This is a genomic window from Micromonospora sp. R77 (assembly GCF_022747945.1).
Lineage (GTDB): Bacteria > Actinomycetota > Actinomycetes > Mycobacteriales > Micromonosporaceae > Micromonospora.
In genome coordinates this window covers 4,670,645-4,694,620 of record NZ_JALDST010000001.1, presented here as the reverse complement: position 1 = coordinate 4,694,620, position 23,976 = coordinate 4,670,645, and the positions used below count along the sequence as shown (strand labels likewise).

The 23,976-nt window shown below is 69.7% G+C and carries 21 protein-coding genes, 1 tRNA gene and 3 pseudogenes; 8 read left to right on the top strand and 17 right to left on the bottom strand.

Annotation, left to right across the window (positions count from 1 at the left end; all coding sequences use genetic code 11):
- Positions 1 to 552 (bottom strand): NUDIX hydrolase, encoded by a 552-nt coding sequence (locus tag MRQ36_RS22140; RefSeq protein ID WP_242798270.1) that lies wholly within the window; start codon positions 550 to 552, stop codon positions 1 to 3.
- Positions 553 to 1,943: 1,391 nt separating this feature from the next.
- On the opposite strand from MRQ36_RS22140, the gene MRQ36_RS22135 reads away from it, so the two are divergent.
- On the top strand, positions 1,944 to 4,934 hold the full coding sequence (locus MRQ36_RS22135; RefSeq protein WP_242798268.1) for a COR domain-containing protein: 2,991 nt from the start codon (positions 1,944 to 1,946) through the stop codon (positions 4,932 to 4,934).
- A 136-nt stretch (positions 4,935 to 5,070) separates the two neighbouring features.
- On the opposite strand, the gene MRQ36_RS22130 is transcribed toward MRQ36_RS22135, so the two are convergent.
- From MRQ36_RS22130 to MRQ36_RS22115, 4 genes are all read right to left on the bottom strand, one after another.
- A complete protein-coding gene (locus MRQ36_RS22130) occupies positions 5,071 to 6,126 on the bottom strand; it encodes an IS110 family transposase (RefSeq protein ID WP_242798266.1) in 1,056 nt (351 codons plus the stop codon).
- Between the two features lie 961 nt (positions 6,127 to 7,087).
- Positions 7,088 to 7,654, bottom strand: coding sequence for a maleylpyruvate isomerase N-terminal domain-containing protein (locus tag MRQ36_RS22125; protein WP_242801295.1), 567 nt, complete (start codon positions 7,652 to 7,654; stop codon positions 7,088 to 7,090).
- Positions 7,655 to 8,010: 356 nt separating this feature from the next.
- Positions 8,011 to 8,085, bottom strand: a tRNA-Val gene (locus MRQ36_RS22120).
- Positions 8,086 to 8,137: 52 nt separating this feature from the next.
- Positions 8,138 to 8,659 carry a TIGR02611 family protein gene (locus MRQ36_RS22115; protein WP_374251171.1) on the bottom strand — a complete coding sequence of 174 codons (522 nt, stop codon included), beginning with the start codon at positions 8,657 to 8,659 and terminating at the stop codon, positions 8,138 to 8,140.
- Between the two features lie 294 nt (positions 8,660 to 8,953).
- On the opposite strand from MRQ36_RS22115, the gene MRQ36_RS22110 reads away from it, so the two are divergent.
- Positions 8,954 to 9,385, top strand: coding sequence for an SsgA family sporulation/cell division regulator (locus tag MRQ36_RS22110; protein ID WP_007457244.1), 432 nt, complete (start codon positions 8,954 to 8,956; stop codon positions 9,383 to 9,385).
- Positions 9,386 to 9,470: 85 nt separating this feature from the next.
- Here MRQ36_RS22110 and MRQ36_RS22105 read toward each other — a convergent pair whose 3' ends face one another.
- A complete protein-coding gene (locus tag MRQ36_RS22105) occupies positions 9,471 to 10,247 on the bottom strand; it encodes an SDR family oxidoreductase (RefSeq protein ID WP_242798261.1) in 777 nt (258 codons plus the stop codon).
- 141 nt (positions 10,248 to 10,388) lie between these two features.
- Here MRQ36_RS22105 and MRQ36_RS22100 point away from each other — a divergent pair, with 141 nt between their 5' ends.
- Positions 10,389 to 11,294 (top strand): helix-turn-helix transcriptional regulator, encoded by a 906-nt coding sequence (locus MRQ36_RS22100; RefSeq protein WP_242798260.1) that lies wholly within the window; start codon positions 10,389 to 10,391, stop codon positions 11,292 to 11,294.
- A 7-nt stretch (positions 11,295 to 11,301) separates the two neighbouring features.
- Positions 11,302 to 11,757 (top strand): Rrf2 family transcriptional regulator, encoded by a 456-nt coding sequence (locus MRQ36_RS22095; protein ID WP_242798259.1) that lies wholly within the window; start codon positions 11,302 to 11,304, stop codon positions 11,755 to 11,757.
- Between the two features lie 7 nt (positions 11,758 to 11,764).
- On the opposite strand, the gene MRQ36_RS22090 is transcribed toward MRQ36_RS22095, so the two are convergent.
- From MRQ36_RS22090 to MRQ36_RS34520, 7 genes are all read right to left on the bottom strand, one after another.
- A complete protein-coding gene (locus MRQ36_RS22090) occupies positions 11,765 to 12,382 on the bottom strand; it encodes a malonic semialdehyde reductase (protein WP_242798258.1) in 618 nt (205 codons plus the stop codon).
- On the bottom strand, positions 12,376 to 12,927 hold the full coding sequence (locus MRQ36_RS22085; RefSeq protein WP_242798257.1) for a flavin reductase family protein: 552 nt from the start codon (positions 12,925 to 12,927) through the stop codon (positions 12,376 to 12,378). The genes MRQ36_RS22090 and MRQ36_RS22085 overlap by 7 nt, the downstream gene beginning before the upstream one ends.
- On the bottom strand, positions 12,924 to 14,258 hold the full coding sequence (locus MRQ36_RS22080; RefSeq protein ID WP_242798256.1) for an LLM class flavin-dependent oxidoreductase: 1,335 nt from the start codon (positions 14,256 to 14,258) through the stop codon (positions 12,924 to 12,926). Before MRQ36_RS22080 ends, MRQ36_RS22085 begins: the two co-directional genes overlap by 4 nt.
- A 16-nt stretch (positions 14,259 to 14,274) precedes the next feature.
- The gene (locus MRQ36_RS22075; protein WP_242798255.1) at positions 14,275 to 15,024 is read right to left on the bottom strand and encodes an ABC transporter permease; all 750 of its coding nucleotides are present in this window, start codon (positions 15,022 to 15,024) and stop codon (positions 14,275 to 14,277) included.
- 98 nt (positions 15,025 to 15,122) lie between these two features.
- On the bottom strand, positions 15,123 to 15,932 hold the full coding sequence (locus MRQ36_RS22070) for an ABC transporter ATP-binding protein (RefSeq protein ID WP_242798254.1): 810 nt from the start codon (positions 15,930 to 15,932) through the stop codon (positions 15,123 to 15,125).
- Positions 15,929 to 16,963 carry an ABC transporter substrate-binding protein gene (locus MRQ36_RS22065; protein ID WP_242798253.1) on the bottom strand — a complete coding sequence of 345 codons (1,035 nt, stop codon included), beginning with the start codon at positions 16,961 to 16,963 and terminating at the stop codon, positions 15,929 to 15,931. Before MRQ36_RS22065 ends, MRQ36_RS22070 begins: the two co-directional genes overlap by 4 nt.
- A 138-nt stretch (positions 16,964 to 17,101) precedes the next feature.
- Entirely contained in the window at positions 17,102 to 17,191 is a 90-nt protein-coding gene (locus MRQ36_RS34520; protein ID WP_374250562.1) for a putative leader peptide, read from the bottom strand.
- A 252-nt stretch (positions 17,192 to 17,443) separates the two neighbouring features.
- Here MRQ36_RS34520 and MRQ36_RS22060 point away from each other — a divergent pair, with 252 nt between their 5' ends.
- A complete protein-coding gene (locus MRQ36_RS22060) occupies positions 17,444 to 17,623 on the top strand; it encodes a DUF4236 domain-containing protein (RefSeq protein ID WP_242798252.1) in 180 nt (59 codons plus the stop codon).
- A 111-nt stretch (positions 17,624 to 17,734) separates the two neighbouring features.
- Positions 17,735 to 18,250: a potassium channel family protein gene (locus tag MRQ36_RS22055; protein ID WP_242798251.1), complete on the top strand. Its 516-nt coding sequence runs from the start codon at positions 17,735 to 17,737 to the stop codon at positions 18,248 to 18,250.
- Here MRQ36_RS22055 and MRQ36_RS22050 read toward each other — a convergent pair.
- Positions 18,219 to 19,110: pseudogene (locus tag MRQ36_RS22050) on the bottom strand (hypothetical protein). The gene MRQ36_RS22055 and the pseudogene MRQ36_RS22050 overlap by 32 nt on opposite strands.
- A 24-nt stretch (positions 19,111 to 19,134) precedes the next feature.
- Positions 19,135 to 19,656, bottom strand: a complete 522-nt coding sequence (locus tag MRQ36_RS22045) for a VOC family protein (RefSeq protein ID WP_242798250.1) — start codon at positions 19,654 to 19,656, stop codon at positions 19,135 to 19,137.
- Between the two features lie 50 nt (positions 19,657 to 19,706).
- Here MRQ36_RS22045 and MRQ36_RS22040 point away from each other — a divergent pair, with 50 nt between their 5' ends.
- Positions 19,707 to 20,168, top strand: coding sequence for a MarR family winged helix-turn-helix transcriptional regulator (locus tag MRQ36_RS22040; RefSeq protein WP_242798249.1), 462 nt, complete (start codon positions 19,707 to 19,709; stop codon positions 20,166 to 20,168).
- 58 nt (positions 20,169 to 20,226) lie between these two features.
- Positions 20,227 to 21,744 (top strand): annotated as a pseudogene (locus MRQ36_RS22035) (tetratricopeptide repeat protein).
- Between the two features lie 204 nt (positions 21,745 to 21,948).
- Here the strand turns inward: MRQ36_RS22035 and MRQ36_RS22030 are convergent.
- Both MRQ36_RS22030 and MRQ36_RS22025 read right to left on the bottom strand, forming a co-directional pair.
- Positions 21,949 to 23,251 (bottom strand): annotated as a pseudogene (locus tag MRQ36_RS22030) (ATP-binding protein); the annotation flags it as partial.
- Positions 23,248 to 23,907 (bottom strand): response regulator transcription factor, encoded by a 660-nt coding sequence (locus MRQ36_RS22025; RefSeq protein WP_242798247.1) that lies wholly within the window; start codon positions 23,905 to 23,907, stop codon positions 23,248 to 23,250. The gene MRQ36_RS22025 and the pseudogene MRQ36_RS22030, both read right to left, overlap by 4 nt.
- Positions 23,908 to 23,976: the final 69 nt, after the last annotated feature.

Here is a 23,976-nt window from a genome sequence, read left to right as displayed (position 1 = left end):
CTACAGCTCGCCGCGCGCCTCCCGGGCGACCAACTCCAGCACGGCGATCACTGTTCCCGCGCCGACGATCTCGCCTCTGCTAACCAGCTCTCGGGCCTCGTTCAGCGGGATCCAGGCGACCCGCTCAGCCTCGTTGACATCCGTCGGCGCTCCGATGTGCTTCGCGCTGCGCGAGAGGAACAGCAGATTTTCCGCGTCGGCCGTGCCCACCCATGGCTGGAACGTCAACAAGGGCTCCACTTCGCCCGGCCGCCAGCCGGTCTCCTCCTCGACCTCACGGACCGCGCACTCCGCCGGCTCCTCCTGATCGTCGACGTAGCCACCGGGCAGTTCCCAGACCCAGCGGTCGAACACGAAGCGGTGACGCCGCATCAGGAGCAGGCGCTGCCGGTCATCGAGGACGGCGACCATGGCCGAGCGGGGTGCCCGGATCACGTACTGCTCGAACCGGACCCCGTCTGGCAGCTCGACAGACGCGATGCTCAACCGCGCCCGTCGGGTGTCGTCCACCATCCGCTCGCCATGGACCGTCCACCGAGTCAGCTCCGCCATCCGCCCAGTATCAAGGCCAACGACTTCCCGCACCAACCTCTCGAAATCAGGGAAACGGAAGATCGACCTTTGATCTCTTCGGTGTGAATGTTGATCACGTTAGTCGATGTGCGCCAACCGATGCCATCTGACGCCGCCAGGTTCTTGCCGGCCACCGCCTGAGGTCGGTCACCCATCGTTGGCACGGCGCCTCTTGCTGATTTCTTGCTGACGGCGGCCGTAGGCGGTGTTGCTCGGCGCTCAGCTGCTGTACAAAGTTCCCTACCCAGCTGAGACCCGCCGACCCTACTTCGCCGCCCCATATGAGGTGTGGACGCCACTTTCGTCGGCAGTCGTGCTTCAACGGCTGCCATCTGGTCTCGTCGCGCGTCTCTCGTAGATCCCCTGGTGGCTAACGTGTCTGCCGCAGCAGACGAGCCTGCTCCTTCTTGAGGGCAGAGAAGGTCGAGCGGACGTATGAAACGTAGGCGTCGCCCGGGTGGCCAATTAGAGGGTCCTCTTTGACACCCTGAGCCTCGGAAGCGCGGACAATCTCTTGAGCAGCCACGTGGGCACAGAAGTCGCGGAGCGGTACAGGTACCTCCTCCTCCACTAGTAGGTCGGCATACCTGAAGACGAGATCGCGCATCTGACGGTTCGCGGGCTGAAGGACCTCGTCTCGCCACCTGCGCCAGGCAGCATCGCCCGCAGTGGCGCTCCGCTCGGTCGCACCAGGAAGCGCAGTGCCTCGCAATGCGACCCAAACCCGCTCGTTTGAGTCCACAATGGCGTTTAACGGGCCATAAAGGTCGCGCAACTGACCATTGACTCGGCTCAAGCGAGCCTGCCGCCGGTCTCGGCGAGTCTGTCCATACTGGTTGAGTACGAAGGCAAGCACGGCGACGACAACGCTCGCGCTCGCAGCAATGATGGCCGCAGTCACAAGCCCAGCTTGCCGCACGTGCTCCTCGGAGTCACGGGCTGGGCGTCTGACGTCGGCCCTCGGCCCCAGGCATCCACCGGTCACCCCTGAAGCCAGGCTTCCTTTCACTCCTATCACCTGGGATGATCCTCCAATGACCATTGTAGAGGGATGGCTGGTCGGTGGGCCCGCAGATGGCCGGGTGGTCCCCATAGAGACCGATTCTGGTGGAGCCCTTCCGCCGCAATTGATACTGCATCAGAGTGGCTTTTATCTCGGATCCTCCGACGTCGCAAGCCCCGGAGTCGATCACGCCTATGTTTACATTGACGATGTTGGCGAATTGCCTGTCTACTCTTATACCGCCCTAACGAGTCGCGACTCGTAGCGAGTCTGTTGCAGTGAGTCCGGTAGCGCTCGCGTTCAAACACTAAGCGGCTCTCGACTTTGAACGACAGTCCGATGAAGTTAATGCTGTGGGAGGCTCGGATTGAATCAAGAAGCGTTGTTCGATGATGACGACCTGTACCACGATGATGATGACCTAGATGAAGATGACGACGTTCTAGATACCGGTTGGTCGTTAGAAGAAGTCGAAGAAGCCATCCAAAATTCCGCAGAAACCGGTGTCCTAGATCTCTCTTTCGCGCAGATCGAAGAGATTCCGGATGAGGTATATAGCCTTGAACAACTGACGATTCTCAAGCTAACCAGCAACCGAATTACTTCCGTCTCGCCACGAATTGGCAACCTAAAGAATCTCCGAGTTCTAGACCTATGGAGCAATGATGATTTGTTCATTCCTCCCCAGGTAGGGGAACTGACGGGCCTTCAAAAGTTCAGTGCGGGCTCCAATTGCCACCTTCCGCCTTCTATCGGCCACCTGAAGGAACTCCGCCACTTGGCGATCGGGGACAACCATTTCGGCCAGATCCCTAACTGGCTCTTCGACTTAGAGCATTTGCAGACACTTCAGCTTTGGGCGAATAACCTTCATGTGTTACCCGACAAATGGGACCGCCTGCCTAATCTAATACAGCTGAACCTCGCCCGGAACAATCTCACCGCAATTCCTCCGTCATTCGGCGCTCTTAAGAGACTGAGAAGCCTATCACTCGAACGGAATTTCCTAACAGACCTACCCGACACGATGGCGGGTCTTCCACTGCGCCACGTTCGCCTAGGATTTAACCGATTCGATCAAGTCCCGGAGGTAGTCACCTCTTGGCAGAGGCTTAAGATTCTTGACTTCTTCAGTCAAGCAGGATACGGCGCTTATTTGATACGGGAAGACGATAGCGACGATGCCCCGGTGGAGTGGGAGGAAACTCCAAGTCGCAGCGTGCGCGCTATCCGTACTCCAAGCGAGCAAGACGTAAGATTAGAAAGCCTCGCCTCTCTCCCCGCGGCTCTCAAAAATCTGCCTGGCCTGGAAGTATTATTGTTGCACGGCCACCCACTACTTCAACTGCCGGAGGAAATTCTCGGTCAGTTCCCGGAGGGCGGATGGGACGGGTCCGCCAAAAGAATTCTCGACTATTACTTTCGGACAGCGGAGTCCGGCAAACCACTCAACGAGGCGAAGCTGATTTTGCTCGGCTGGGGTGGTGTCGGCAAAACCTCGCTGGTTAACCGATTAGTTCACAACCACTTTGAGTCCGGAGAGCTCAGAACAGAGGGGATACAGGTAACGACCTGGGATGTTACACTTCCCGACCAACAGAAGGCGCGCCTTAATGTATGGGATTTTGGCGGGCAAGAAATTATGCATGCAACCCATCAGTTCTTTTTGACCAGCCGAAGCCTATATGTCTTGGCGCTCTCAGGACGGTCTGGAAGCGCGGATGCAGACGCTGAATACTGGCTACGGTTGATGGAGAGCTTCGCTCCCGGTTCACCCGTAATCGTGGCCATGAATCAAATATCAAAGGACCCATTCGAACTTGATGAGGTAGGCCTTCGCCAGAGATTCCCCGCGATCCGTGCGTTCGTCAGGTCAGATTGCGCGGTTGGCGACGAGGGCCTAGGAATCGACCGCTTGAGAGCCCGGATCGTGCAGGAAACCTCCGAACTTCCTGACTTGAGGGTCAAGTTTCCCACAGCATGGTTCGAAATCAAGAATCAGCTATCCACAATGCGCGAGAATTACTTAAGCTTCGAGTCGTTTCGCCAATTGTGTCGAAAATTTGGGGAAGTTGACCAAGCCGAGCAGGAAAAGCTTGCAGAATATCTGCACCTTCTAGGCATTGCCCTCAATTATAGAGATGATCCACGCCTCCGCGATACCCATGTTTTAAATCCGCACTGGGTAACTGAAGGAATCTACGCCATCCTAAACTCTCGTCTAGCTTCAGAGAAAAGAGGCGAGATTGAAGCGGCAGATCTGACTGAAATTCTTGACCCGAATCAATACCCCGCCGAGCGGCACGCTTTCCTTCTTGAACTGATGAGGAAATTCGAGCTGTGTTTTCCCTATCACGACCACCCAGATCGCTTTCTGGTTGCAGAACTACTTCCTAAGCAGCAGCCTGTCGATGTCGAACGGCATGTGAAGGAGGCGGGAGCTCTACACTTCCAGTATAGATACCCGGTGCTACCAGAGGGACTGGTGCCTAGGTTTATCGTTCGCTCACATGTACTGTCAACCGACCAACCAAAGTGGCGCAGTGGCTGCGTGCTCTCGTGGGAAGGAAACAAGGCCTTAATCAAAGCAGAACCAACAGATCGAGTGATCCACATTGCCGTAGATGGCCCGACGGCCGGAAGGCGTCGTCTCCTCGCAGTCATCCGGTCGGACTTCGAGCATATTCACCGAAGCTTTTTATTCAAAGTAGAAGCATACGTTCCCGTCGTCATTGCTCGCCGCCAACTGACGGTGCAGTATGAAAAGTTGGTGGCCGCCGAGCGAAATGGAATGACGATGCTCCAGGAGTATATGGATGGCGAGTTTTTCGATATAAATGTAGCCGAACTACTGAATGGCGTTGACCTTAGGGCACGAAAAAGAGAAAGCTTGCGCAAGGGCCCGGTCGAAGCGACCAGCAGAGGTGCACGCGTCTTCATCAGCTATAGCCACAAAGACGAGCGACACAAAGACTCTCTTGAGAGTCACCTGAAGGTACTCCGCAGGTCCGGATTGATCGACGTGTGGAGCGACCGACGCATTGGGGCGGGAGATGGCTGGCGAGACGCAATCGATAGCAACTTGCAGGAAGCTGATCTGGTAATACTACTGATAAGTGCAGACTTCCTCGCATCCGACTACTGCAGTGATAGGGAGATGCGGGAAGCGTTACGCAGGCGAACGGCAGGCGAATGCAAGGTCGTCCCGGTGATCGTGAGAGACTGCAATTGGCTCCATGAGCCGGCATTGAAGGAGTTGCAGGCACTCCCAACTGACGGCAAGGCGGTAATGAACTGGGAAAACCCGGACACAGCGTGGCGCGACGTCAGCGAGGGCATCGAAGCAGCTGTCAGCTGAAGAGAAGGCATTCTCCTTTCGCATTAGGTCGCGCCTCTCTCCGCAGTCGGCATGGCCCTATCAGGCAGATGTCCCGAATCCCGCGTGCCTCGCCACCGCAGGTGCCTTGCTCGTCATCCCGATGCTCCTATGGAGGTCAAGGGGTGAGGGCGGCGAAGTCGGCCCGCAGGGCCGCGTAGACGTCGCGGACGATGTAGCGCTTCAGGCAGCGCAGGATTTCCTGCTTGCTGAGGCCTTCGGTGATGCGTCGTTGCAGGTAGGCCCTGGTGCGTTGGTCGTAGCGCATGCGGCACAGCGCGATGGTGTGCAGGGCGTGGTTGGCGCCGCGGTCGCCTCCGCGGTGGAGGCGGTGGCGGCGCACTCGTCCTGAGCTGGCGGGGATGGGTGCGGCACCGCAGAGGTGGGCCAGTGCTGCTTCTGAGCGCAGCCGGTCGGGGTTGTCGCCGGCGGTGGTGAGCAGTTGAGCGGCGACGTCGGTGCCGACGCCGAACAGGGCGCTGGTGCGGGGCGCGGCCTGGCGGACCAGCGGTGCCAGCTGCCGGTCCAGGGTGGTGATCTCCTCGGTCAGGATGCTGGCTCGCCGGGCGAGTCCGGACAGCGCGGCGGCGGTGGCCTGTTCAGGGTCGTGGAGCCGGGTCGGGTCGATGGTGAGTGCGGCGCAGCGGGTGACCAGGACGGCAGCGCTGAGCTTGGTCAACTGTGCCCGCAGGTTTTCCGGGGCGGCGGCGATCAGGCCGCGCATCTGGTTGATCGCTGCCGTGCGGGCCTTGACTGCGCCTTGGCGGGCTACTCGCAGGGCGCGGATGGCTTCGACCGGTCCGGTGCGGGTCTTCGGTGTGCCCATGGCGGTGCCGGCGAGGGTCGCCCGGGCGGCGGCGATGGCGTCGATCGGGTCGGACTTGCCCTTGGTGCGGCGCGTCCTGCGATCGGGCCGGTCGACCTCGACAACGATGACCTTCTTGCTGGTCAGATGGCGGGCCAGGCCAGCGCCGTAGCTGCCGGTGCCTTCAACTCCGACGGCGGTCAGCCGGCCGAACGAGCGCATCCAGGCCAGCAGGTCTGCATAGCCGTCGCTGTTCGCGGGGAACTCGGCGTCGGCCAGGAGCGCGCCCGTGCTGTCGATGATCGCCGCGTGGTGAGTGTCGCGGTGGGTGTCGACACCGCCGATGACCGATCGCTTCTTCGCTGCCATGCTGGTGAGGTCCGCCTTTCTCGGTCGCGTCGAGAACACGTGGACACGTCACCGGTCAGGCGATGCGGACAACACAGTGGTGGGCGCCTCTCGCACAGGCTCCTATCAAGTCACGACGCCTGGCCGGTGACATGTAGATGTCGGGGCCACCGGGTCGGCCGACGAATCGGGATGAGGACAAGCAAGCGTCGGTCTGCCGGTGAGTCAGACCAGCCCGGCGACCCACCCCACCATCCTCACTGTCTGCCGCCGACCCACACTCCGTGGAGCAGGCCAGGGCCAGGGTGACAAGGTGGAGCGCCCTACCGGACGTACGACCTTGTCGCCCTGGCCCTGGTCTGCTCGGCTTGCCTGGGTCGGTGGCTGGCGGGATGGCGTGCCACCTCAACCACCCACCCACCGGAACCGTTCGGCAACTCCATCCTGGAGTCGTCTGGCCCCCGCCGGAGGCACAGCTCTAACCCCGCGCCTCCCTCACCTACACCCCTCCCACCACCTCCACCCCTTTCCCTCCCGGGACTCCAGCGGCCAACCGCGGTTGTTCGGCAACTCCGTCCACCCGTGTGGCCGCTGGCCTTCCGAGGGTCTCTGGATCGTCGGGAACCGGTGAGAGAGCGTCCGCCTGGTCTTGGCCGTTCTTCGGGATTCGTCACCGGGTCACTTCACTGACCCAGGGGTGATGCGCGGGGCGGGGCGTGGGTTTCGGGCCGGCTGATTTTCCGCCCCGGCGCCCTTGCGCCGGGGCGGCGGCTCGGCAGGAGCCGTTTGCCGCGCCCCGGCCCGCGCCGCGCGGAGCGCCTTGATTCAGTGCAGGCCAATTCGGCAACAGCTCACAGCACACTCCGGTCCTCCGTCGGCTGATGTGCGGCACGCGTCCGCCATGTGGCCTGCGACAGGGAGAGCACCGATCGCTACGAGCGGATGCTCGTGCACAGGAGGAGCAGCGGCACCGACAGTTGACCTAGCCGACTGCAGCCTTCAAGACCCACGACATGAGTCGAGGCCGGCCGGGAAGGTCGGTACGCCCTGTGGACCAGAGGAGCGCCTGGACCGGATCCTCGGCCGGAGTGTCGGGAAAAAGCCGGGCGAGCACGGCGCTGCAGAGAGATTCGGGCGGATGCCACACGATGCCGAGACCTTCGGTGATGTCGTGGGTGTGCACCAGCGTCTCGTTCACGCCCAGCGCTGCGAAGCCGCTCGGGTCCGTCGGACCCCAGTGCCAGGCTCGCACCGAAGGGTCAGATACGGCCAACGCATTACTCAGCAACCGTCCTGCGCCGGTGACTGTTCGCAGCAGATCGCGGGGAGACGCGTCGTCGCGTACCACCAGGTCGAACGGAAGGTAGGCGGATTCGGGTAGAGCAGCGAGCTGCCCGGCGTACGCGAGGAGGTCATGCGCGACATGGGCGGCCGTCTTCCAGCAGCTCCATTCGAGGGTGCCAGCCGGGCGTCGCCAGTCCGCGGACTCGTGCGGTGCAAGTACCCGCACCATCTCGGCCACGGCTTCGTCGACGTCACGGCCGTCCATGGGGCGCATGACGAGAGCCTGCCAGAACGCTCAGAGCAGCACGAGGCCGCCGACCGTCAGGGCCGTCCAGGCTGTTGGACAGCGCGCATCTGTCGCCATCGCCCACCGATGAAGCCGCATGGTCGGCCTCCCGACCTTCGCCGCCGAGTAGGCGTCGCAGGCATTCCGACCGGCGACGCCCACGTGGGGTCACCAGCACCTGTCGACCAGGCTGAGGCTCCATCCGTCACTCGGACGGCCGGCCTTGATGAATCCGCAACGCGTTCGCTGACGATCTGCTGACGTTCAACGAAGCCTGACGATGCAACCAGAAGAGCCACCCTCTTCCGAGGATGGCTCTTGCTGCGGTACTTCGATGGTGGGCGATACTGGGATCGAACCAGTGACCTCTTCGGTGTGAACGAAGCGCTCTCCCGCTGAGCTAATCGCCCTCAGCGCTGAGAACTCTACCTGATCGAGGGCCCGGACCAAAAACCCGGGTGGTCAGTGCGTGGCGAGGTAGTGCAGCGCCCGCGCCACCAGGTCGATGCCGAGGCTGTACTTGAGCGACAGCCACACCACCACGGCCACGAAGACCAGCCCGACCGCCCCCAGCACGAACCGCACCGGCAGCGACCGGCTGGTGACCCAGCGGGTCCAGGCGTGCACGTGCCGGCGGGTGAAGCCGAGCAGTCGGCGCGCCCAGTGGAACTCGACGGCCCAGATCCCGAGTCCGGCGATCACCAGCAGCCAGCCGGGCCCGGGGAGCGGGATGAGCGCTATACCGACAGTGACGACGATGGCGCCGGCCACCCCGATGAAGATCTTGAGGGCGACCCGGCCGGTGGGGTTGGCCCGGATCAGGTCGAGGGTGGTGTGCACCCGCTGCTGCCAACCGCTGCGGCGAGGGGCCACGGCGGTGCCGGAGGGGCGCCGCGACCCTGGTTCGGTGGACACCCCGTACCCCCGCCTTTCGGCTGCTCGGGCCGCACCTTTCGGTGGGTCGACCGTGGTCGTCGGCTCCACTTCGGAACGCTTCGTGACCATTTCCACCCCCAGTGTGGCCCGCGACCGTCACCCCTGCGGACGACTGGACGTTACCGGAGTAAGTCGACGACTGAACCACCCGATGCCGGGCGGGATCACGCACTGGGCAGAACCGGAAATCCTACAAGAATTTTCACATTCTAGCGGGCCTTCCGACCCCCTTCCCACCACTGGGTGAAGTCAGCGTATGGCGGAGCGTAGCCAGGAGTAGCACCTGAGTATGGGAAAAGCGGGACACGCGCGTTCCGCAGCGGTGCCGGGGGGAGAACGTCCATGAGTGTCATCCGACCGACGACCGTAGAGGTCGAGACGTCGCTAAGGCTCGTCGCACCTGACGCCACCGCCTTGCCGGTGCGTGCCAGTCTGCGTTACGACCCTGCTGACCCGTATGCGGTCCATGTCCTGTTCCACGCCGAATCCGCCGGCGGCGAGGCGGTGAGCTGGTCGTTCGCGCGCGAACTGCTGGTCACCGGGCTCGACGAGCCGGCCGGCATCGGCGACGTCCGGGTGTGGCCGTGGGCCACTCCGCGCGGCGACTTCGTCGCGCTCGCGCTGTCGTCCCCGGACGGCAACGCCCTGTTCGAGGTACCGCGCAGCGTGCTCGTGCGCTTCCTGCGCCGGACCTACGTCGTCGTCCCGCGCGGCCGCGAGGCCGAGCACCTGGACGTCGACACCGCGGTGAACCGGCTGCTCGCCGGCCGCTGACCCACCCGCACCGGGGCCGCGCGGATCTGCCGAGTCCGCGCGGCCCCGGCCGTCACCCAGGGGTACGCGGACAGCGTCCCCGCCTTCAGCCGTGCGTGGTGATCCCACCGTCGACGGGGATCACCGCCCCGGTCAGGTAGGCGCCGGCCCGGGACGCCAGGAAGATGGCGGTGCCCGCCATGTCGTCCGGTCGCCCGATCCGGCCCAGCGGCACCTGCTGCTCGATCGCGGCCCGGGAGGCCGGGTCGTCGAGCGCGAACGCCATCATCCGGCTCTCGAACGGTCCGGGCGCGATCGCGTTGACGGTGATCCGTTCGGCGGCGAGCTGGTGGGCGAGGCTGCGGGTGAGCATGTGCACGGCGGCCTTGGTGGCCGAGTAGGCGTACACCTCCATGAACGGGACGCGGAGGCCGTCGACCGACCCGATGGTGATGACGCGGGCCGGGTCGTCGGCGCTCGCTGCCGCGCGCAGCGCCGGCAGCAGCGCGGTGGTGAGCCGGAAGACGGCCTTGACGTTGACCGCCCAGAGCTTGTCGAACGCGGCCTCCGGGTATGCCTCCAGCGGCGCGCCCCAGGTCGCGCCGGCGTTGTTGACCAGCACGTCGAGTCGGTCGGTGCGCTCGCACACCGCGGCGGCCAGCCCCTGCGCGCCCTCGTCGTGGCTCAGGTCGGCGGGGATCGCCTCGCACCGCCCCTCGGCGGAGAGTTCGGCGGCGACCCGGGCGCACACGTCGGCCTTGCGCGAGGAGATGATCACGCGCGCGCCCGCCCGGACGAAGCCCCGGGCGATCATCAGCCCGATCCCCCGCGACCCGCCGGTGACCAGGACGGTCTTGCCGTCGACCGAGAACAGCTCGCTCATCCGCATCCCCTCGCGCCTCGGCGGGACCCGCCGGCCCGGCTACCGATCGGTAACCTAATCGGGCGTGACCACGGCGACAACCCCCGCCCGCCGACCCCGGTCGAGATGCAAGGTGCAGGTTGTCCGGTTAACGTCGGGACGATGGTCACTCCCGGTCAGCTCTCCCCGGCAACCCGCACCGACCTCCCGTCCGACATCGACGAGATCGGCACCGGCGCCCTCGCCGACCTGGCCCCCGAGCCGGGCTGGCGGCGGCCGGTGCTCGTCGACGCCGACCTGCTGATCCTGGTCACCGGCGGGCACGGCACCGCAGAACTGGACTTCCGGGCGCTGCCCTGCCGGCCCGGCACGCTGCTGCGGGTCCGCGCCGGTCAGGTGCTGCGCTGCCTCGGCACCCAGCTCGACGCGACGGTGGTGCGCTGGGGCGCGGGGACGCTGCGCGGGCTGGACGTCGACCCGGACGCGGTGCCGGCCTACCGGCAGCTCGCCGGGGAGGACGAGGACGCGGTGATCAGCGAGGTGACCCAGCTGGCGGTGGACGCCGAGCGGCACCGGGACGTACCGGCGGCCCGGGCGCTGCTGCGGCACCAGCTCGCCGTGCTGCTGCTGCGGCTCAGCCTGCTGCCCGGTGGGCCGGACCGGTCGGCCCCGCGCGGCGAGTCGGTCACCTTCCACCGGCTCTGCCGGGAGGTGGAGCGCGACTACCGACACACCCGCCGGGTCGAGGACTATGCCGCGCGACTGGGCTGCTCGGTGCGTACCCTCACCCGGGCCTGCCTGGCCGTCACCGGCCGCAGCGCCAAGCAGGTGATCGACGAGCGGGTGGCGTTGCAGGCCAGCCGGCTGCTCGCGGCCACCGACGAGCCGATCGCCGGGATCGGCCGGCGGCTGGGTTTTCCCGAGCCGACCAACTTCGGCCGGTTCTTCACCCGGGAGGTCGGGGTCAGCCCGGGAGCCTTCCGGGCCAACCGGGAACAGCCGGCGACTGTCCGCATGGTGCGCCCGCGTCGGCCCGCCGACTCCCCGGTGGGCAACGGCCGGGCATGATGACGGGGTGCAGATCTCCGCGCGCGGCGACTACGCGGTCCGGGCGGCCCTGAGCCTGGCCACCGCGTACCCCGCCCTGCTGTCGACCCAGGTCATCGCCGCCGAGCAGGACATGCCCCGCAAGTTCCTGGAGGCCGTCCTGGCGGACCTGCGCCGTGCCGGGATCGTCCGGGCCCAGCGCGGCGCCGAGGGCGGCTACACCCTCGCCCGGCCGCCCCGCGACGTCACCATCGGGCAGATTTTGCGCGCCGTGGACGGCCCGCTCGCCGGGGTGCGCGGCGTACGCCCCGAGGAGACGCAGTACGCCGGCGCGGCGGAGAACCTGCCCCGGCTCTGGGTGGCGGTGCGCGCCGCCGTCCGGCAGGTCGTCGACGAGGTCAGCCTCGCCGAGATGGCCAGCGGCAAGCTCCCCGGGCACGTCCGGAAGCTGATCGCCCGCCCGGACGCCTGGGAACCGCGCTGACCACCGTTCAGAGCGTGCGGACCACCTCGGCGTGGTCCAGCCGGGGCAGCCGTGCCCGGTGGGCGTCCCCGGCGGGCCGGCCGATGTTCATCAGCAGCAGCACCCGGTGCCGCCCGTCGGGAAAGAACTCCCGCTCCACGCCGGGTGCGTCGAAGCCGGCCATCGGCCCGGCCGCCAGCCCGGCGGCCCGTACGCCGACGATCAGGTAGCCGATCTGGAGCGCGGCGTTGAACCGGGCCTGGGCCTCCCGGCCGGCGGGGTCACCGGCGAACCAGTCGCGGGCCTGCGGCCGGTGCGGGAACACCTTCGGCAGCCACTCGTGCCAGTCGACGTCCGCGGCCAGCACCGCCACCAGCGGCGCGCCCGCCGTCTTCTCCCGGTTGCCCGCGCTCACGTACGGCAGCAGCCGCTCCCGAGCCGCCGTCGAGCGCAGCAGCAGCACCCGCAGCGGTTGGGCGTTCAGCGCGGTCGGGCCGTACCGGACCAGCTCGTGGATCGCCTCGACCTGAGCGTCGTCGACCGGCTCGGTGGTGAACGCGGTGGCCGTCCGGGCCGCCCGGAACAGCAGGTCCTGGGCGGCCCGGTCCAGCGCGAGCAGGTCCGGCGCGGGTGGCGCGGTCACCACGGCCCGACGGTGGTGGTGAAGCCGCCCCGGTGGTGCACGAGTGGGTCGCCGTCCTCGCCGGTGCCGAGCGCGAGGGGTTCACCGAGCACGATGGTGTGGTCGCCGGCGTCGATCCGGCGGACCACCCGGCACAGCAGCACCGCCAGGGCGGCGTCGATCAGCGGCACCCCGAACGGGCCCTGCCGCCAGCCGGGGTGGGCGGCGTACCGGTCGATGCCGCTGGTGGCGAAGATCCGGGCCACCTCCTGCTGGCCGGCGGCGAGCAGGTGCACCGCCAGGTGCTCGGCCCGGTCCACGGTGGGCCAGCTCGACGAGGACCGGCCCAGGCAGAACGAGACCAGCGGCGGGTCCAGTGACACCGAGGTGAACGAGGTGGCGGTGAACCCGGCCGGCGGCAGCGCGGGCAGGTGCCGGTTGGCGGCCAGGCCGGGCGCGGTGACCACGGTGACGGTGGCCGCCTGCCGGCGCAGCAGGCTGCGGAACAGATCGGTGTCGACGGGGCGCAGTTCCAGGGTGCCGGTGTCCGGCCGGTCCACGGTGGTCACGCGGTCACCAGCTCACGGCCGGCGTACGCGCTGGCGGGGCGGGGCAGCCCGTAGTGCTCGCGCAGCGTCCGGCCGGTGTACTCGTGCCGGAACAGGCCGCGCCGGCGCAGCAGCGGCACGACGTGGTCCACGAATGCCTCCAGTCCGTGGGGCAGCAGGGGTGGCATGACGTTGAAGCCGTCGGCGGCGCCCTGGGTGAACCAGAGTTCGATCTGGTCGGCGATCTGCTCGGGGGTGCCGGCGACGACCCGGTGCCCGCGACCGCCGCCGAGCCGGCCGATGAGCTGCCGGATGGTGAGCTGCTCCCGCCGGGCCAGGTCGACCACGAGTTGGTAGCGGCTCTGGTGGGACTGCACGGCGGAGACGTCGGGCAGGTCGGGCAGCGGGCCGTCCAGCGGCAGCGCGGCCAGGTCGATCCCGGTCATCCCGGAGAGCTGGGCGAGGGCGTGCTCGGGCACGATCAGCGCCTCCAGCTCGGCGGCGAGGGCCTGCGCCTCGGCCTCCGTACCCCCGATCACCGGGGCGATGCCGGGCAGCACCTTGACCAGGTCGGGGTCGCGGCCGGCGTCGGCGGTGGTCCGCTTGAGCGCGGCGTAGAAGGCCTGCCCGTCGGCGAGGGTCTGCTGGGCGGTGAAGACGGCCTCGGCGTAGCGGGCGGCGAAGGCGATCCCGTCGATGGACGAGCCGGCCTGCACCAGCAGCGGCCGGCCCTGCGGCGGCCGGGGCGTGTTGAGCGGCCCGCGCACCTGGAAGCTCTCCCCCGCGTGGCCCACCTCGTGCACCCGGTCGGTGTCGGCGAAGACGCCCGCCGCCGCGTCCAGGACCAGTGCGTCGTCCTCCCAGCTGTCCCAGAGCTTGGTGGCCACCTCGACGAACTCGGCGGCCCGGCGGTAGCGGTCGGCGTGCGCGGGATGGTCGTCGAGGTTGAAGTTCCACGCCTCCCGGGACTGGGCGGAGGTGACGATGTTCCAGCCGGCCCGGCCGCCGCTGAGGTGGTCCAGCGAGGCGAACTTCCGGGCCAGGTTGAACGGCTCGTTGTAGGTGGTGGAGGCGGTGGCGATCAGACCGACGTGCTCGGTGACGCCTGCCAGCGCGGCGAGCAGGGTCAGCGGCTCGAAGACGGCCTGGATGTTGTGCCGCACGGCGGGCCCGACGGCGAGACCGTCGGCGAGGAAGACCGAGTCGAGGGTGCCCCGCTCGGCGATCCGGGCCAGCTCCTGGAAGTGCCGGACGTCGGCCACCCGACGCGGGTCGACCAGCGGGTGCCGCCAGGCCGCCTCGTGGTGGCCGACACCCATCAGGAATGCGTTGAGGTGCAGGGTTCGGGACATGGCAGGGGGTTTCCTCTCAGGCGGTGGGGTCGACGCGCCAGGTGGAGAAACGACGTTCCCCGGCGACGAGAAGCTGGTTCACGACAAGTCCGATCGCGGAGATCGTGATGATCCCGGCGTACATGTCGGGGATGGCGAAGTTGTACTGGGCGTAGTTGACGAGGTAGCCGAGCCCGGCCTTCGCGCCGACCATCTCGGCCGCGACCAGCACCAGGATCGAGTACGCCCCGGCCAGCCGGACGCCGGTGAAGATGGTCGGTACGGCCGCCGGCAGGATCACCTTCTGGAACAGCCGCAGGTGGTCCAGCCCCATCGAGCGGGCCGAGCGGACCAGCAGCGGGTCGACGCCCTTCACGCCGGCGATGGTGTTCAGCAGGATCGGCCAGGAGCAGGCGTAGAGCACCAGGGCGATCTTGGAGGTCTCGCCGAGACCGAGGATGAGCACGAAGACCGGCAGCAGCGCCAGCGCGGCGGTGTTGCGGAACACCTCCAGCAGTGGGCTGAGCAGGTCGGCGAGGGGTCGGTACCAGCCGATCAGCAGGCCGAGCGGGATGGCGGTGAGCACCGCCAGGGCCAGCCCGGTCAGCGAGCGGGTGAGGCTGGCGCCGACGTGGTCGGCGAGCTGGCCACTGACCAGCAGCGCCCACCAGGCGGCCAGCACCTCCGACAGCGGCGGCAGGAAGACCCGGTCGACCAGCCCGGCGCGGGGCGCGGTCTCCCAGATCGCGGCGAGGGCGAGCAACGCGGCGCTGCGGTGCAGGGCCACCCGCCGAGCCCAGCAGCCAGGCCGCGACGGTGGGCGCGTCGGCGTCGTCGGGCGCGGCCGGGCGCACGGCGGCCAGTCGGGCGGGACGTTCGGCGAGGTCAACCAACGTGGGCCTCCTGGGGTCGGGCGGCGCGGACCTCGTCGCGCAGCAGGGTCCAGATCTGGTGCCGGTGGTGCCGGAAGGCGTCCGAGGAGCGGACGTCCTCGACCGCGTCCCGGTCCCCCAGCTCGATGTCGATGACCTGCGTGATCCGGCCGGGCCGGGAGGTCATCACCGCGACCCGCTGGCCGAGGTGCACCGCCTCGTCGATGCCGTGCGTGATGAACACGATCGTCTTGCCGGTGGCCTGCCAGATCCGGACCAGCTCGTCCTGGAGCGAGTCGCGGGTCTGCGCGTCGAGGGCGGCGAAGGGCTCGTCCATCAGCAGCACGTCCGGGTCGTACGCGAGGCTGCGGGCGATGGCGACGCGCTGCTTCATGCCGCCGGAGAGCTCGTGGGGGTAGCGGTCGGCGAACCCGGTCAGCCCGACCAGGTCGAGGTGCGCGGCGATCAGGTCGGCCCGCTCGGCGCGGGGCACGCCCTTGGCCTCCAGTCCGAACGCGACGTTGCCGGCGGCGGTACGCCAGGGCAGCAGCGCGTACTGCTGGAAGACGATGCCCCGGTCCAGGCCGGGCCCGGTGACCGGCCGGCCGTCGACGAGGACCTGCCCGGAGGTCGGGGTGGACAGTCCGCCGAGCAGGTCGAGCAGGGTGGACTTGCCGCAGCCGCTGGGACCGACGACGACCAGGAACTCGCCGGGCCGTACGCCGAGGGTGAGCCGGTCGAGTGCGGTGACCGCGCCGCCGCCCGCGCGGCGACCCGGGAAGACCTTGCTGACCCGGTCGAAGAGGATCTTGTCGGTGCTCACGCGCCACCACCGCCGGTGGCGAACGGGTTGAACTCGTTGGTGTAGATGTCGGACGGCTTCGGCCGGTCGCCCTTCAGCTCACCGGCGTCGGCCAGCCAGTCGATCCAGGTGCCGAACTCACGGTCGGTGATGACGCCGCCGGTGCCGGCCACGCCGGTGGACTTCCAGTACCTCACCAGGGTGGGGTCCTCGTTGCGGCCCCGCTTGGCGATGATGGACTCCAGTCGGGCCACCACGGTCTCCCGGGGCTGGGTACGCGCCCACTCGATGGCCTTGCCGACCCCGCCGACGAACGCCCGCACGGTCCTCGGGTTGCGCGTGATGAAGTCGTCGCGGAACACGTACGCGCCGGCGCTGAACGCGCCGAGGAGTTCGTAGTCGGTGAAGACGGTGCGGATGCCGCCGTTGGCGACGGCCTTGTCCCGGATCACCCCGCCGAGCACGGCGACGTCGATCTGCCTGGCCCGCAGCGACTGCTCGGTGTTGACCGGGGGCAGCGCCACCAGCTCCACCTTCGCGATCTCGGCCGGCGTCAGCCCGCCCTTGACCAGCCAGGTCTTCAGCACCGCCTCGGCGTGCGCGCCGAGGGTGTTCATGCCGACCTTCCGGCCGATCAGGTCGCGGGGTCCCCGGATCGGGCTGTCGTCGAGCACGTAGTAGCCCTGGAAGGTCTGCGCGTCGGAGCCGTAGTAGCTGACCACGGCGGTGATCGGGGCGCCGGCGGTGGCGAGCTTGACGATCGCCCCGTTGAACGCGCCGCCGAAGTCGCTCTGCCCGGTGGCGGTGGCCTGGATGTCGGCCGGACCGCCGGTGACGTTGCCGATCCACTTGAGCTTCACGTCGCCGAGGTAGCCGAGGTCGGCGGCGAGTTCGGGGAGGGTCACCTGGCCGACCGAGCCCTGGTAGCGCAGCTCGGTGACCTGCCTGCCGTCGGCGGCGGCGTCGGTGCCGCAGCCGGCCGTGGCGGCGAGGGTGAGCAGGGCGACGGCGGCGGCGAGGGTACGCCGCAGCGGATGACGGGATGAGGCCATGGAGGGGTCTCCTGATCTGTGCACGGTGCGGGGGCCCACGAGGGGCGCGAGCGCACGCCGCAGCGGGCCGGGCGACGATGCGCCGGCAGCCGGTGGGGGCGTGCGGAGAAGGAGTGACGACGGGTGGCCGAGCCGGTGTTACCGGTGGGCTCGACAGAGCGCGCTCGCGTGCCGGACCAGGTCGACGTGCACGCGAGCGGTGAGGTGGAGCTCGTCCCGCTGCGACATGACCTCATGCTGCCGGCCGCTCTCCGGCCCGGTCAACGCTCTTCCACACAGTGAGATGTGCGTCGCTCCGATTGTTACGACCCGCTCTCACCAGCATTTACAACCCCTTAACCCCTATCCGTTGGATAGAGATTCTGGCGGGCGCGATGGGCGACAGTCCAGTGCGGACCCGACCAGGTTTCACGAAACGTCGCTTCGGGCATGTTCGATGCCGCAGACGCAGGGAAGAACACGACGAGAGAGGAGCCCACGATGGGCATTCAGTTCCGGAAGCGCCAGAAGTACGGCCCGCTGATCCTCAACTTCACCGAGAACGGCTTCTCGTCGTGGAGCGTCAAGATCGGTCGTTGGTCCTGGAACTCGAAGTCCCGCGCCCACCGTGTGGACCTGCCGGGCCCGCTGTCCTGGAAGCAGGACAAGTCCCGGGCGTGACGTCCCGAGCTCGAACGGGGTGCCGGTGGTTCACCGGCACCCCGTTCGGCGTCCGGGGGCAGCTTCGCCGTTCCACCCGGGCAGCCCGTCGACCGGGCGGAGAATCGCCGCATGGCCGACGACTCCTACCGACGGGAACAGCGACGGGCCGCGGTGTCCGCCGTGCTGCTGCTGCTCGCCTACTTCCTGGTGCCGGTCGAGGCCGACCCGAACGGGCTGCGTCTCGCCCTGCGCTCGATCGGCACCCTGCTCCTGGTCGTGGTCGTGGCGCTGCTGGTCACCGGCCAGGTCCGCCGGCAACTCCGGGCCACCGCGCCGACCGGTGACACCGAGGTACGCCAACTGATCCGGCTCGCCGTCGCGCTGCTCGCCGGGGTGCTCGTCTTCGCGCTCGCCGACTACGTGGTGGCGGACAGCCGTCCCGACCAGTTCGCCAACCTGAACACCCGGATCGACGCGCTCTATTTCGCCCTCGCCACGCTCACCACCATCGGCTACGGGGACGTGCACGCCCAAGGGCAGATCGCCCGGGTCGTCGTCTGCGGGCAGATGCTGTTCAGCATCGGGGTCGTCACCACCGGGGCGTCCATCGTGGTCAAGCAGCTGACCCAGCGTCCCCGGCGGTGATCAGCACGTCGCCGCCGAGCCGACCGTGCTCCGGGTGCCGGCCGACAGCGCCGGAGGCGAGCAGCGAGGTCAGCGCCCGGGTCGTGTCGGCGGCCCGGTAGACCGTCGAGGTGAGGGTGAAGCGGCGCAGCTCGGTCACCGTACGCGGACCGGAGCGGGTGAGTTCGGCCAGCAGTTCGCGGCGCAGCGGACCCGGTTCCGGGTCTCCGGTGATGTCCAGCAGCCGCCCGGCCGGGTCGGCGGGATCGCGGTAGCGGACCCCGGCGTACTCGTCGACCGCCCAGAGCGCGTCCTTCAGCGCCTCCAGGCTGCGGTCGGAGCCGGTGGCGAAGGCGAGCCGCCGGGCCGGCCCGTCGGCAGGCACCAGGTCGACCTCGGTGACCAGCGGGAAGCCAGCCTCGGTGAGCGCCGGCCGCAGCGACCGGCCGGCGTCGGTGACCAGCAGCAGCTCGGCGGGGCGGCCGGTGGTCGCGGCGGCCAGCAGCGCCGGCGTCGGCTCCCCGCCGTCGACCAGGGTGAGCAGCGGCGCACCGGCCGCGCCGGCCGCCTTCAGCGCGGGCGGCAGCCGGTCCAGGTGGCCGGGCACCGACGTGCACGGCGACACGTCCACCGGCAGGGTCGCCTCGATCGGCCAGGGCCGGCAGGTCCAGGGCGTCGGCCAGCACCAGCAGGGTCAGCCGCCGGCCGCGCAGCCGGTCGGCGAACTCGGCCACCACCCGCAGCGCGGCGTCCGCGCCACCGGCGTCGCTCCCGGCGTACGCGAGGGCGATGGTGGCCCGCCGGGAGCGGTGCAGCGCTCCCGGCAGCCAGTGGTCGAGCTGGCGGACGAGCAGTTCGCGCAGGACGGCGTCGGTCGGCATGGTGCCGTTCTACCGCACGGCGGATCAGGCCGGGACGGAGATCCCCACCCCGCCGCGGGTCTGCCCGCCGTAGCGCTGCCGCTCGGCGGCCAGGTCGAGCCGGCCGATCTGCTTGCGGGCGGCCAGCGCGCCGTCGTCGAGCAGGTCGAGCGGGACCAGCCAGACGATCTCGAACTCGAGGCCGTCCGGGTCCTGGCCGTAGAGGCTCTTGGTGGTGCCGTGGTCGGAGGTGCCGACCAGGGCGCCCGCGGCGGCCAGCCGCTCGGCGGTGGCGGCCAACTCGTCGAGGGTGTCCACCTCCCAGGCCAGGTGGTAGAGGCCGACGGTGGCGCGGCCGGCCTGCGAGCGGCCCGCCCCGGCGCCGATCTCGAACAGTCCGAGGTCGTGGTCGTTGGTCGAGTCGGGCGCCTGGAGGAAGGTCGCGCCGCGGAACCCGTCCGGGGTCATCGCCACCGGACGGAAGCCCAGCACGTCGCGGTAGAAGGCGACGCTGCGGTCGAGGTTGCTGACATAGAGGACGGCGTGGTTGAGCCGGTGGATTCCCATGACCTCCACGCTAGCGCGGTTTTGTTGAGCGTTCAACAACTTCCGCTATGATGGCGGTCATGACCCGCTGGCTGGACCCCGACGAACAGCGGACCTGGCGGGCCTTCCTGACCGCCACCCGGGCGCTGACCGAGACCCTCGACCGCGAGCTGCAACGCGACGCCGGCATGCCGCACGCCTACTACGAGATCCTGGTCCGGCTCTCCGAGACACCCGACCGGCGGCTGCGGATGAGTGACCTCGCCGAGGCCACCGGCTCCTCCCGCAGCCGGCTCTCGCACGCCGCCGCCCGGCTGGAGGCCGCCGGCTGGATCGAACGCCAGGAGTGCCCGACCGACCGGCGCGGGCAGATCGCCGTCCTCACCGACGCCGGCTTCGCCGCCCTCGCCGCCGCCGCGCCCGGCCACGTCGACGGCGTGCGCCGACACCTGTTCGACGCCCTCAGCCCCGCCCAGGTCGACCAGCTCCGGCGGATCAGCGAGACCCTGGCCGATCACCTGAGGAGAACCTGACCGATCAAGGTCGGCTCGGGGGGTTGTACTTATTGTCGCCGGGCGAGCACGATGGGGCGTGTCCTCCGGCTTCGGTGAACTGACTGTCCAGGCGCACCATCTGGTGTCCGCAGGTGACCTGGCCGGCGCCCAACGGCTGCTCGCCGACGCGCTCAGCGACGCCGACCCGCGCCCGGCCAACGCCTCCCCCGAGCTGGCCGAGGCCGCCGGCCTCCAGGCGAAGGTGCTCGTCGCCCTCGGCGAACCGCACGCGGCGCGCGGCTGGGCCGCCTTCGCGTACGCGGCCGAGGCGCGGCTGCACGGGCGCTCCGACGAGCGCACCGTCACCGCCGCCGCCACCCTCGCCGCCGTGCTGCACCGGGTCGGCAGCGACGCCCGGGCCGCCCGGCTCTATTCCGACGTGATCATCGAGCTGACCGCCCGGGACGGGCCGGAGTCGCAACGGGTGCTCGCCGCCCACGCCGACCTGGCCACCGTGGAATACGCGCGCGGCCAGTGCGAGATCGCCCGCGACCGGCTCCAGGACGCCTGGGAGCTGCACCGCGAGGTGTACGGCGACGGCCACCCCAGCGGCATCCGGATGCTGGCCCGGCTCGGCGCGATGGAACGCGACTGCGGCGAGTTCCTCGCCTCCCACGAGCACCTCGCCCTGGCCGAGGAGCTGTGCCGGCTGCACCTGGCGCCCGACGACCCGCTCGCCGGTCAGGTGGCCGGGCTGGTCCGGGCCGCCGCCGACCCCGACCACGTCTGCGCCGCGCCGGAGTCACCGGCCCGCCCGGCGCACACCGTGCCGGCCGCCCGGGTCCCCCCGGCCGACGAGGGGCCACCCGAACCGCCGCCCTACCGTCCCGCAGACCGGGTCGCCGAGCCCACCGCACCGTCGGTGCCGAACCCGCGGCTGTCCGAGGAGGACGACGCCGACGACGGCTGGTGGCCGCCCGAGCAGACGTTCGACGAGGCGTACCCGCCGGCGGAGCCCGCGCTGCCGCCGTCGGTGGTGGCCCTCGCCGGGCAGGAGGCCGACGGCGTCCGCCGGGTCGAGCCGCCGTACGAGCCGGCGGACAGGTCCCGGCTGCTGCCCGTACCCGTGCACCGGCCGGCCCCGCCACCGCCCGACCGCAGCCGGTGGCTGCCGCTGGTGGTCGGCGAAGGTGGTCGTGGTGCTGCTCGGCGCGGCGGCGGTGATCGCCGGGGTGTCCCAGGTGGACGGCTCGCGCGACACCCCGACGGGCACCGCGCCCGTCGGCGACCGCTGCCTCACCCGGCGCGGCCCCGCGGAGCCCCGCGCCGGCCTCCACCGTGTCGACCCCGCCGGGCGCCGGTGCGGCTCACCGACCGGCAGGACAACATCGCCCTGCGCTGGAGCTACCCGGCGGGCGGGGAGGGGCCGGGTTCGGTGGTCGTCTCCGGCGGCCGCGTCGGGCAGGACCCCCACCGTTCCAGCAGCTCCCGCCGGCACCACCAGTGGATCGTGTACGGCCTCGACCGCACCACCGACTACTGCTTCACCGTCGCGGTGGTCTGGTCGACCGACACGGTCGCCCGCTCGCATCCGGTCTGCACGAACCGCCGCTGACCGGCCGGCGGGAGAGTGGACCGCTCCGCCGGGTGGCGGGTCAGCCGGCGTCCGGCGTCGGTGAGCGCCGGCAGCCACACGGTCGGGAGGCCCGGCCCGCCCGCCGCGCCCGGGTCCGGAGCTGCACCGCCGGTCGACGCGGTCGGGCCGGACGGCACCGGCGTCCCGACGGTGCGGCCTGCGGCGGCGAGCGCGGCCCAAGCCGCCGGCCGCGGACCGCTCGCGGACGATGGCGAGGCCCAGGCCGGGCCGCCGCGTCCCGGACCCGCGCGTCGTCCAGCCGGGTGAACCGCTGGAAGACCCGCTCCCGGTCGGCCTCCGGGACGCCCGGCCCGTCGTCGGTCACCGTCACCCGGTGGTACGCCGGAGCACCGCCCCCGCCGGCCGGGGGCGGTCCGGTGACCGCCAGCACGACCTGCGAACGGGCGTGCCGGACGGCGTTGTCGACCAGGTTGGTCAGCACCCGGCGCAGCTCGTCCGGGTCCCCCTCGGTCCAGCGCGGCCCCTCCGGCGGGACCACCCGCACCGGGGGCGACGGGCAGCGGGCGGCGACCTCGCGCAGCAGCTCGCCCAGCTCCACCGGCCCGACCGCCCGGGTCGCCGGGCCGTCCACCGGTTCCTCGTCCAGCCGGGCCAGCAGCAGCAGGTCGTCGACCAGCCGGCCCAGCCGCTCGGCGTCGGCGAGCAGGTCGTCGGCGACCGCCGGCCAGTCCGTCCGGTCCGCCAGCCGCCGCGCCACCTCCAGCTCGGTACGCATGTTGGTCAGTGGGCTGCGCAACTCGTGCGCGGCGTCGGCGAGGAACGCCCGCTGCCGTTCCCGGGTCGCCGCCAGCCGGTCCAGCATGTCGTTCAGGGTGACCGCCAACCGGTGGATCTCGTCCCGCGCCGCCGGTACGGGCAGCCGCTCCGACCCGGCCCGCCCGGTGATCTCGGCCGCGCCGCTGCGCAGCGCCTCCACCGGGCGCAGCGTCGCGCCGACCACCCGCCAGCCCACCACCGCCAGCCCCGCCACCAGCAGCGGGAACCCGACCAGCAGCAGCGTACGGACGACGTGCAGGCTGTGCCGGACGTCGGCCATCGACTTGCCGACCAGGACGGTGAGCGGCTCCGCCGGGGTGCCGGCCGGCACCGTCACCACCCGGGCCGGCCCGGTCAGCCCCAGCCGCCGCCCGTCGACCACCAGCCGTTGGCGGCCGGCGCGGTCGAGCTGGTCGGGGCGGAGCATCGGGACCAGCCGGTCGGCGTCGATGGAGGCGGCCCGGATCCGGCCCTGGGCGTCGACCACCTGGACCCGGAGCTGGCCGCCGGCCACCGGCAGCGGGTCGGGCAGCGCGTCGGAGGCGGTGAGCAGCGCGACCGCGTCGGCGGTGCGGAACGCCTCGGCGTCGACCGTGCGCTGGAGGGTCCAGCCGAGCGCGCCGACCAGCAGCACCCCGCCGAGCGCGAAGCCGACGGCCAGCCCGAGCACCCCCAGCGCGGTCAGCCGGGCCCGCAGCCCGAGCGTCATCCCGCCGCCAGCCGGTAGCCGGCACCGCGGACGGTCTCCAGGCGGTCCCGGCCGATCTTGCGGCGCAGGTAGCCGACGTAGACCTCCACCGCGTTCGGGGCGGTGTCCAGGCCGGCGTCCCAGACGTGGTCCAGCAGCTCGATCTTGGAGATCACCTGACCGGGCCGGCGCATCAGATAGTCGAGCAGGGCGTACTCGCGGGTGGTCAGGGCCACCTCGGCGTCGGCCCGGGTCACCCGCCGGCGGGCCGGGTCCAGCCGCAGGTCGCCCACGGCGAGCACGGTGGGGCGTTCCGGCGCGCCCCGGCGCAGCAGCGCGCGCAGCCGGGCCAGCAGCACCACGTATGAGAAGGGCTTGGTGAGGTAGTCGTCGGCGCCGCAGTCCAGCCCGTCGGCCTGGTCGTACTCGCCGTCCTTGGCCGAGAGCATCAGCACCGGCAGCCAGTGCTCCTCGGCGCGCAGCCGGCGTACCACCTCGTAGCCGGAGAGGCCGGGCAGCATCACGTCCAGCACCATCGCGTCGTAGCCGCCGTGCCGGGCGGCGTCCAGACCGGCCGGGCCGGTCGCCGCCACGTCCACCGCGAAGCCCTCCGCCTGCAGGCCGCGCTGCAACGCCGCCGCCAGCCGCGACTCGTCCTCCACCACCAGCAACCGCACGCCACCAAGGGTGCCACCCGGCGACACCCCGTAGGGGTTCTCCTCAGCGCGTTCACAGCGACCGGAGGG

Coding starts and splice junctions, on each gene's coding strand:
- MRQ36_RS22140 (WP_242798270.1), bottom strand. CDS start 552: ATGGCGGAGCTGACTCGGTGGACGGTCCATGGCGAGCGGATGGTGGAC.
- MRQ36_RS22130 (WP_242798266.1), bottom strand. CDS start 6,126: ATGGCAGCGAAGAAGCGATCGGTCATCGGCGGTGTCGACACCCACCGC.
- MRQ36_RS22125 (WP_242801295.1), bottom strand. CDS start 7,654: ATGGACGGCCGTGACGTCGACGAAGCCGTGGCCGAGATGGTGCGGGTA.
- MRQ36_RS22110 (WP_007457244.1), top strand. CDS start 8,954: ATGAGTGTCATCCGACCGACGACCGTAGAGGTCGAGACGTCGCTAAGG.
- MRQ36_RS22105 (WP_242798261.1), bottom strand. CDS start 10,247: ATGAGCGAGCTGTTCTCGGTCGACGGCAAGACCGTCCTGGTCACCGGC.
- MRQ36_RS22100 (WP_242798260.1), top strand. CDS start 10,389: ATGGTCACTCCCGGTCAGCTCTCCCCGGCAACCCGCACCGACCTCCCG.
- MRQ36_RS22080 (WP_242798256.1), bottom strand. CDS start 14,258: ATGTCCCGAACCCTGCACCTCAACGCATTCCTGATGGGTGTCGGCCAC.
- MRQ36_RS22065 (WP_242798253.1), bottom strand. CDS start 16,963: ATGGCCTCATCCCGTCATCCGCTGCGGCGTACCCTCGCCGCCGCCGTC.
- MRQ36_RS34520 (WP_374250562.1), bottom strand. CDS start 17,191: ATGTCGCAGCGGGACGAGCTCCACCTCACCGCTCGCGTGCACGTCGAC.
- MRQ36_RS22060 (WP_242798252.1), top strand. CDS start 17,444: ATGGGCATTCAGTTCCGGAAGCGCCAGAAGTACGGCCCGCTGATCCTC.
- MRQ36_RS22055 (WP_242798251.1), top strand. CDS start 17,735: ATGGCCGACGACTCCTACCGACGGGAACAGCGACGGGCCGCGGTGTCC.
- MRQ36_RS22045 (WP_242798250.1), bottom strand. CDS start 19,656: ATGGGAATCCACCGGCTCAACCACGCCGTCCTCTATGTCAGCAACCTC.
- MRQ36_RS22040 (WP_242798249.1), top strand. CDS start 19,707: ATGGCGGTCATGACCCGCTGGCTGGACCCCGACGAACAGCGGACCTGG.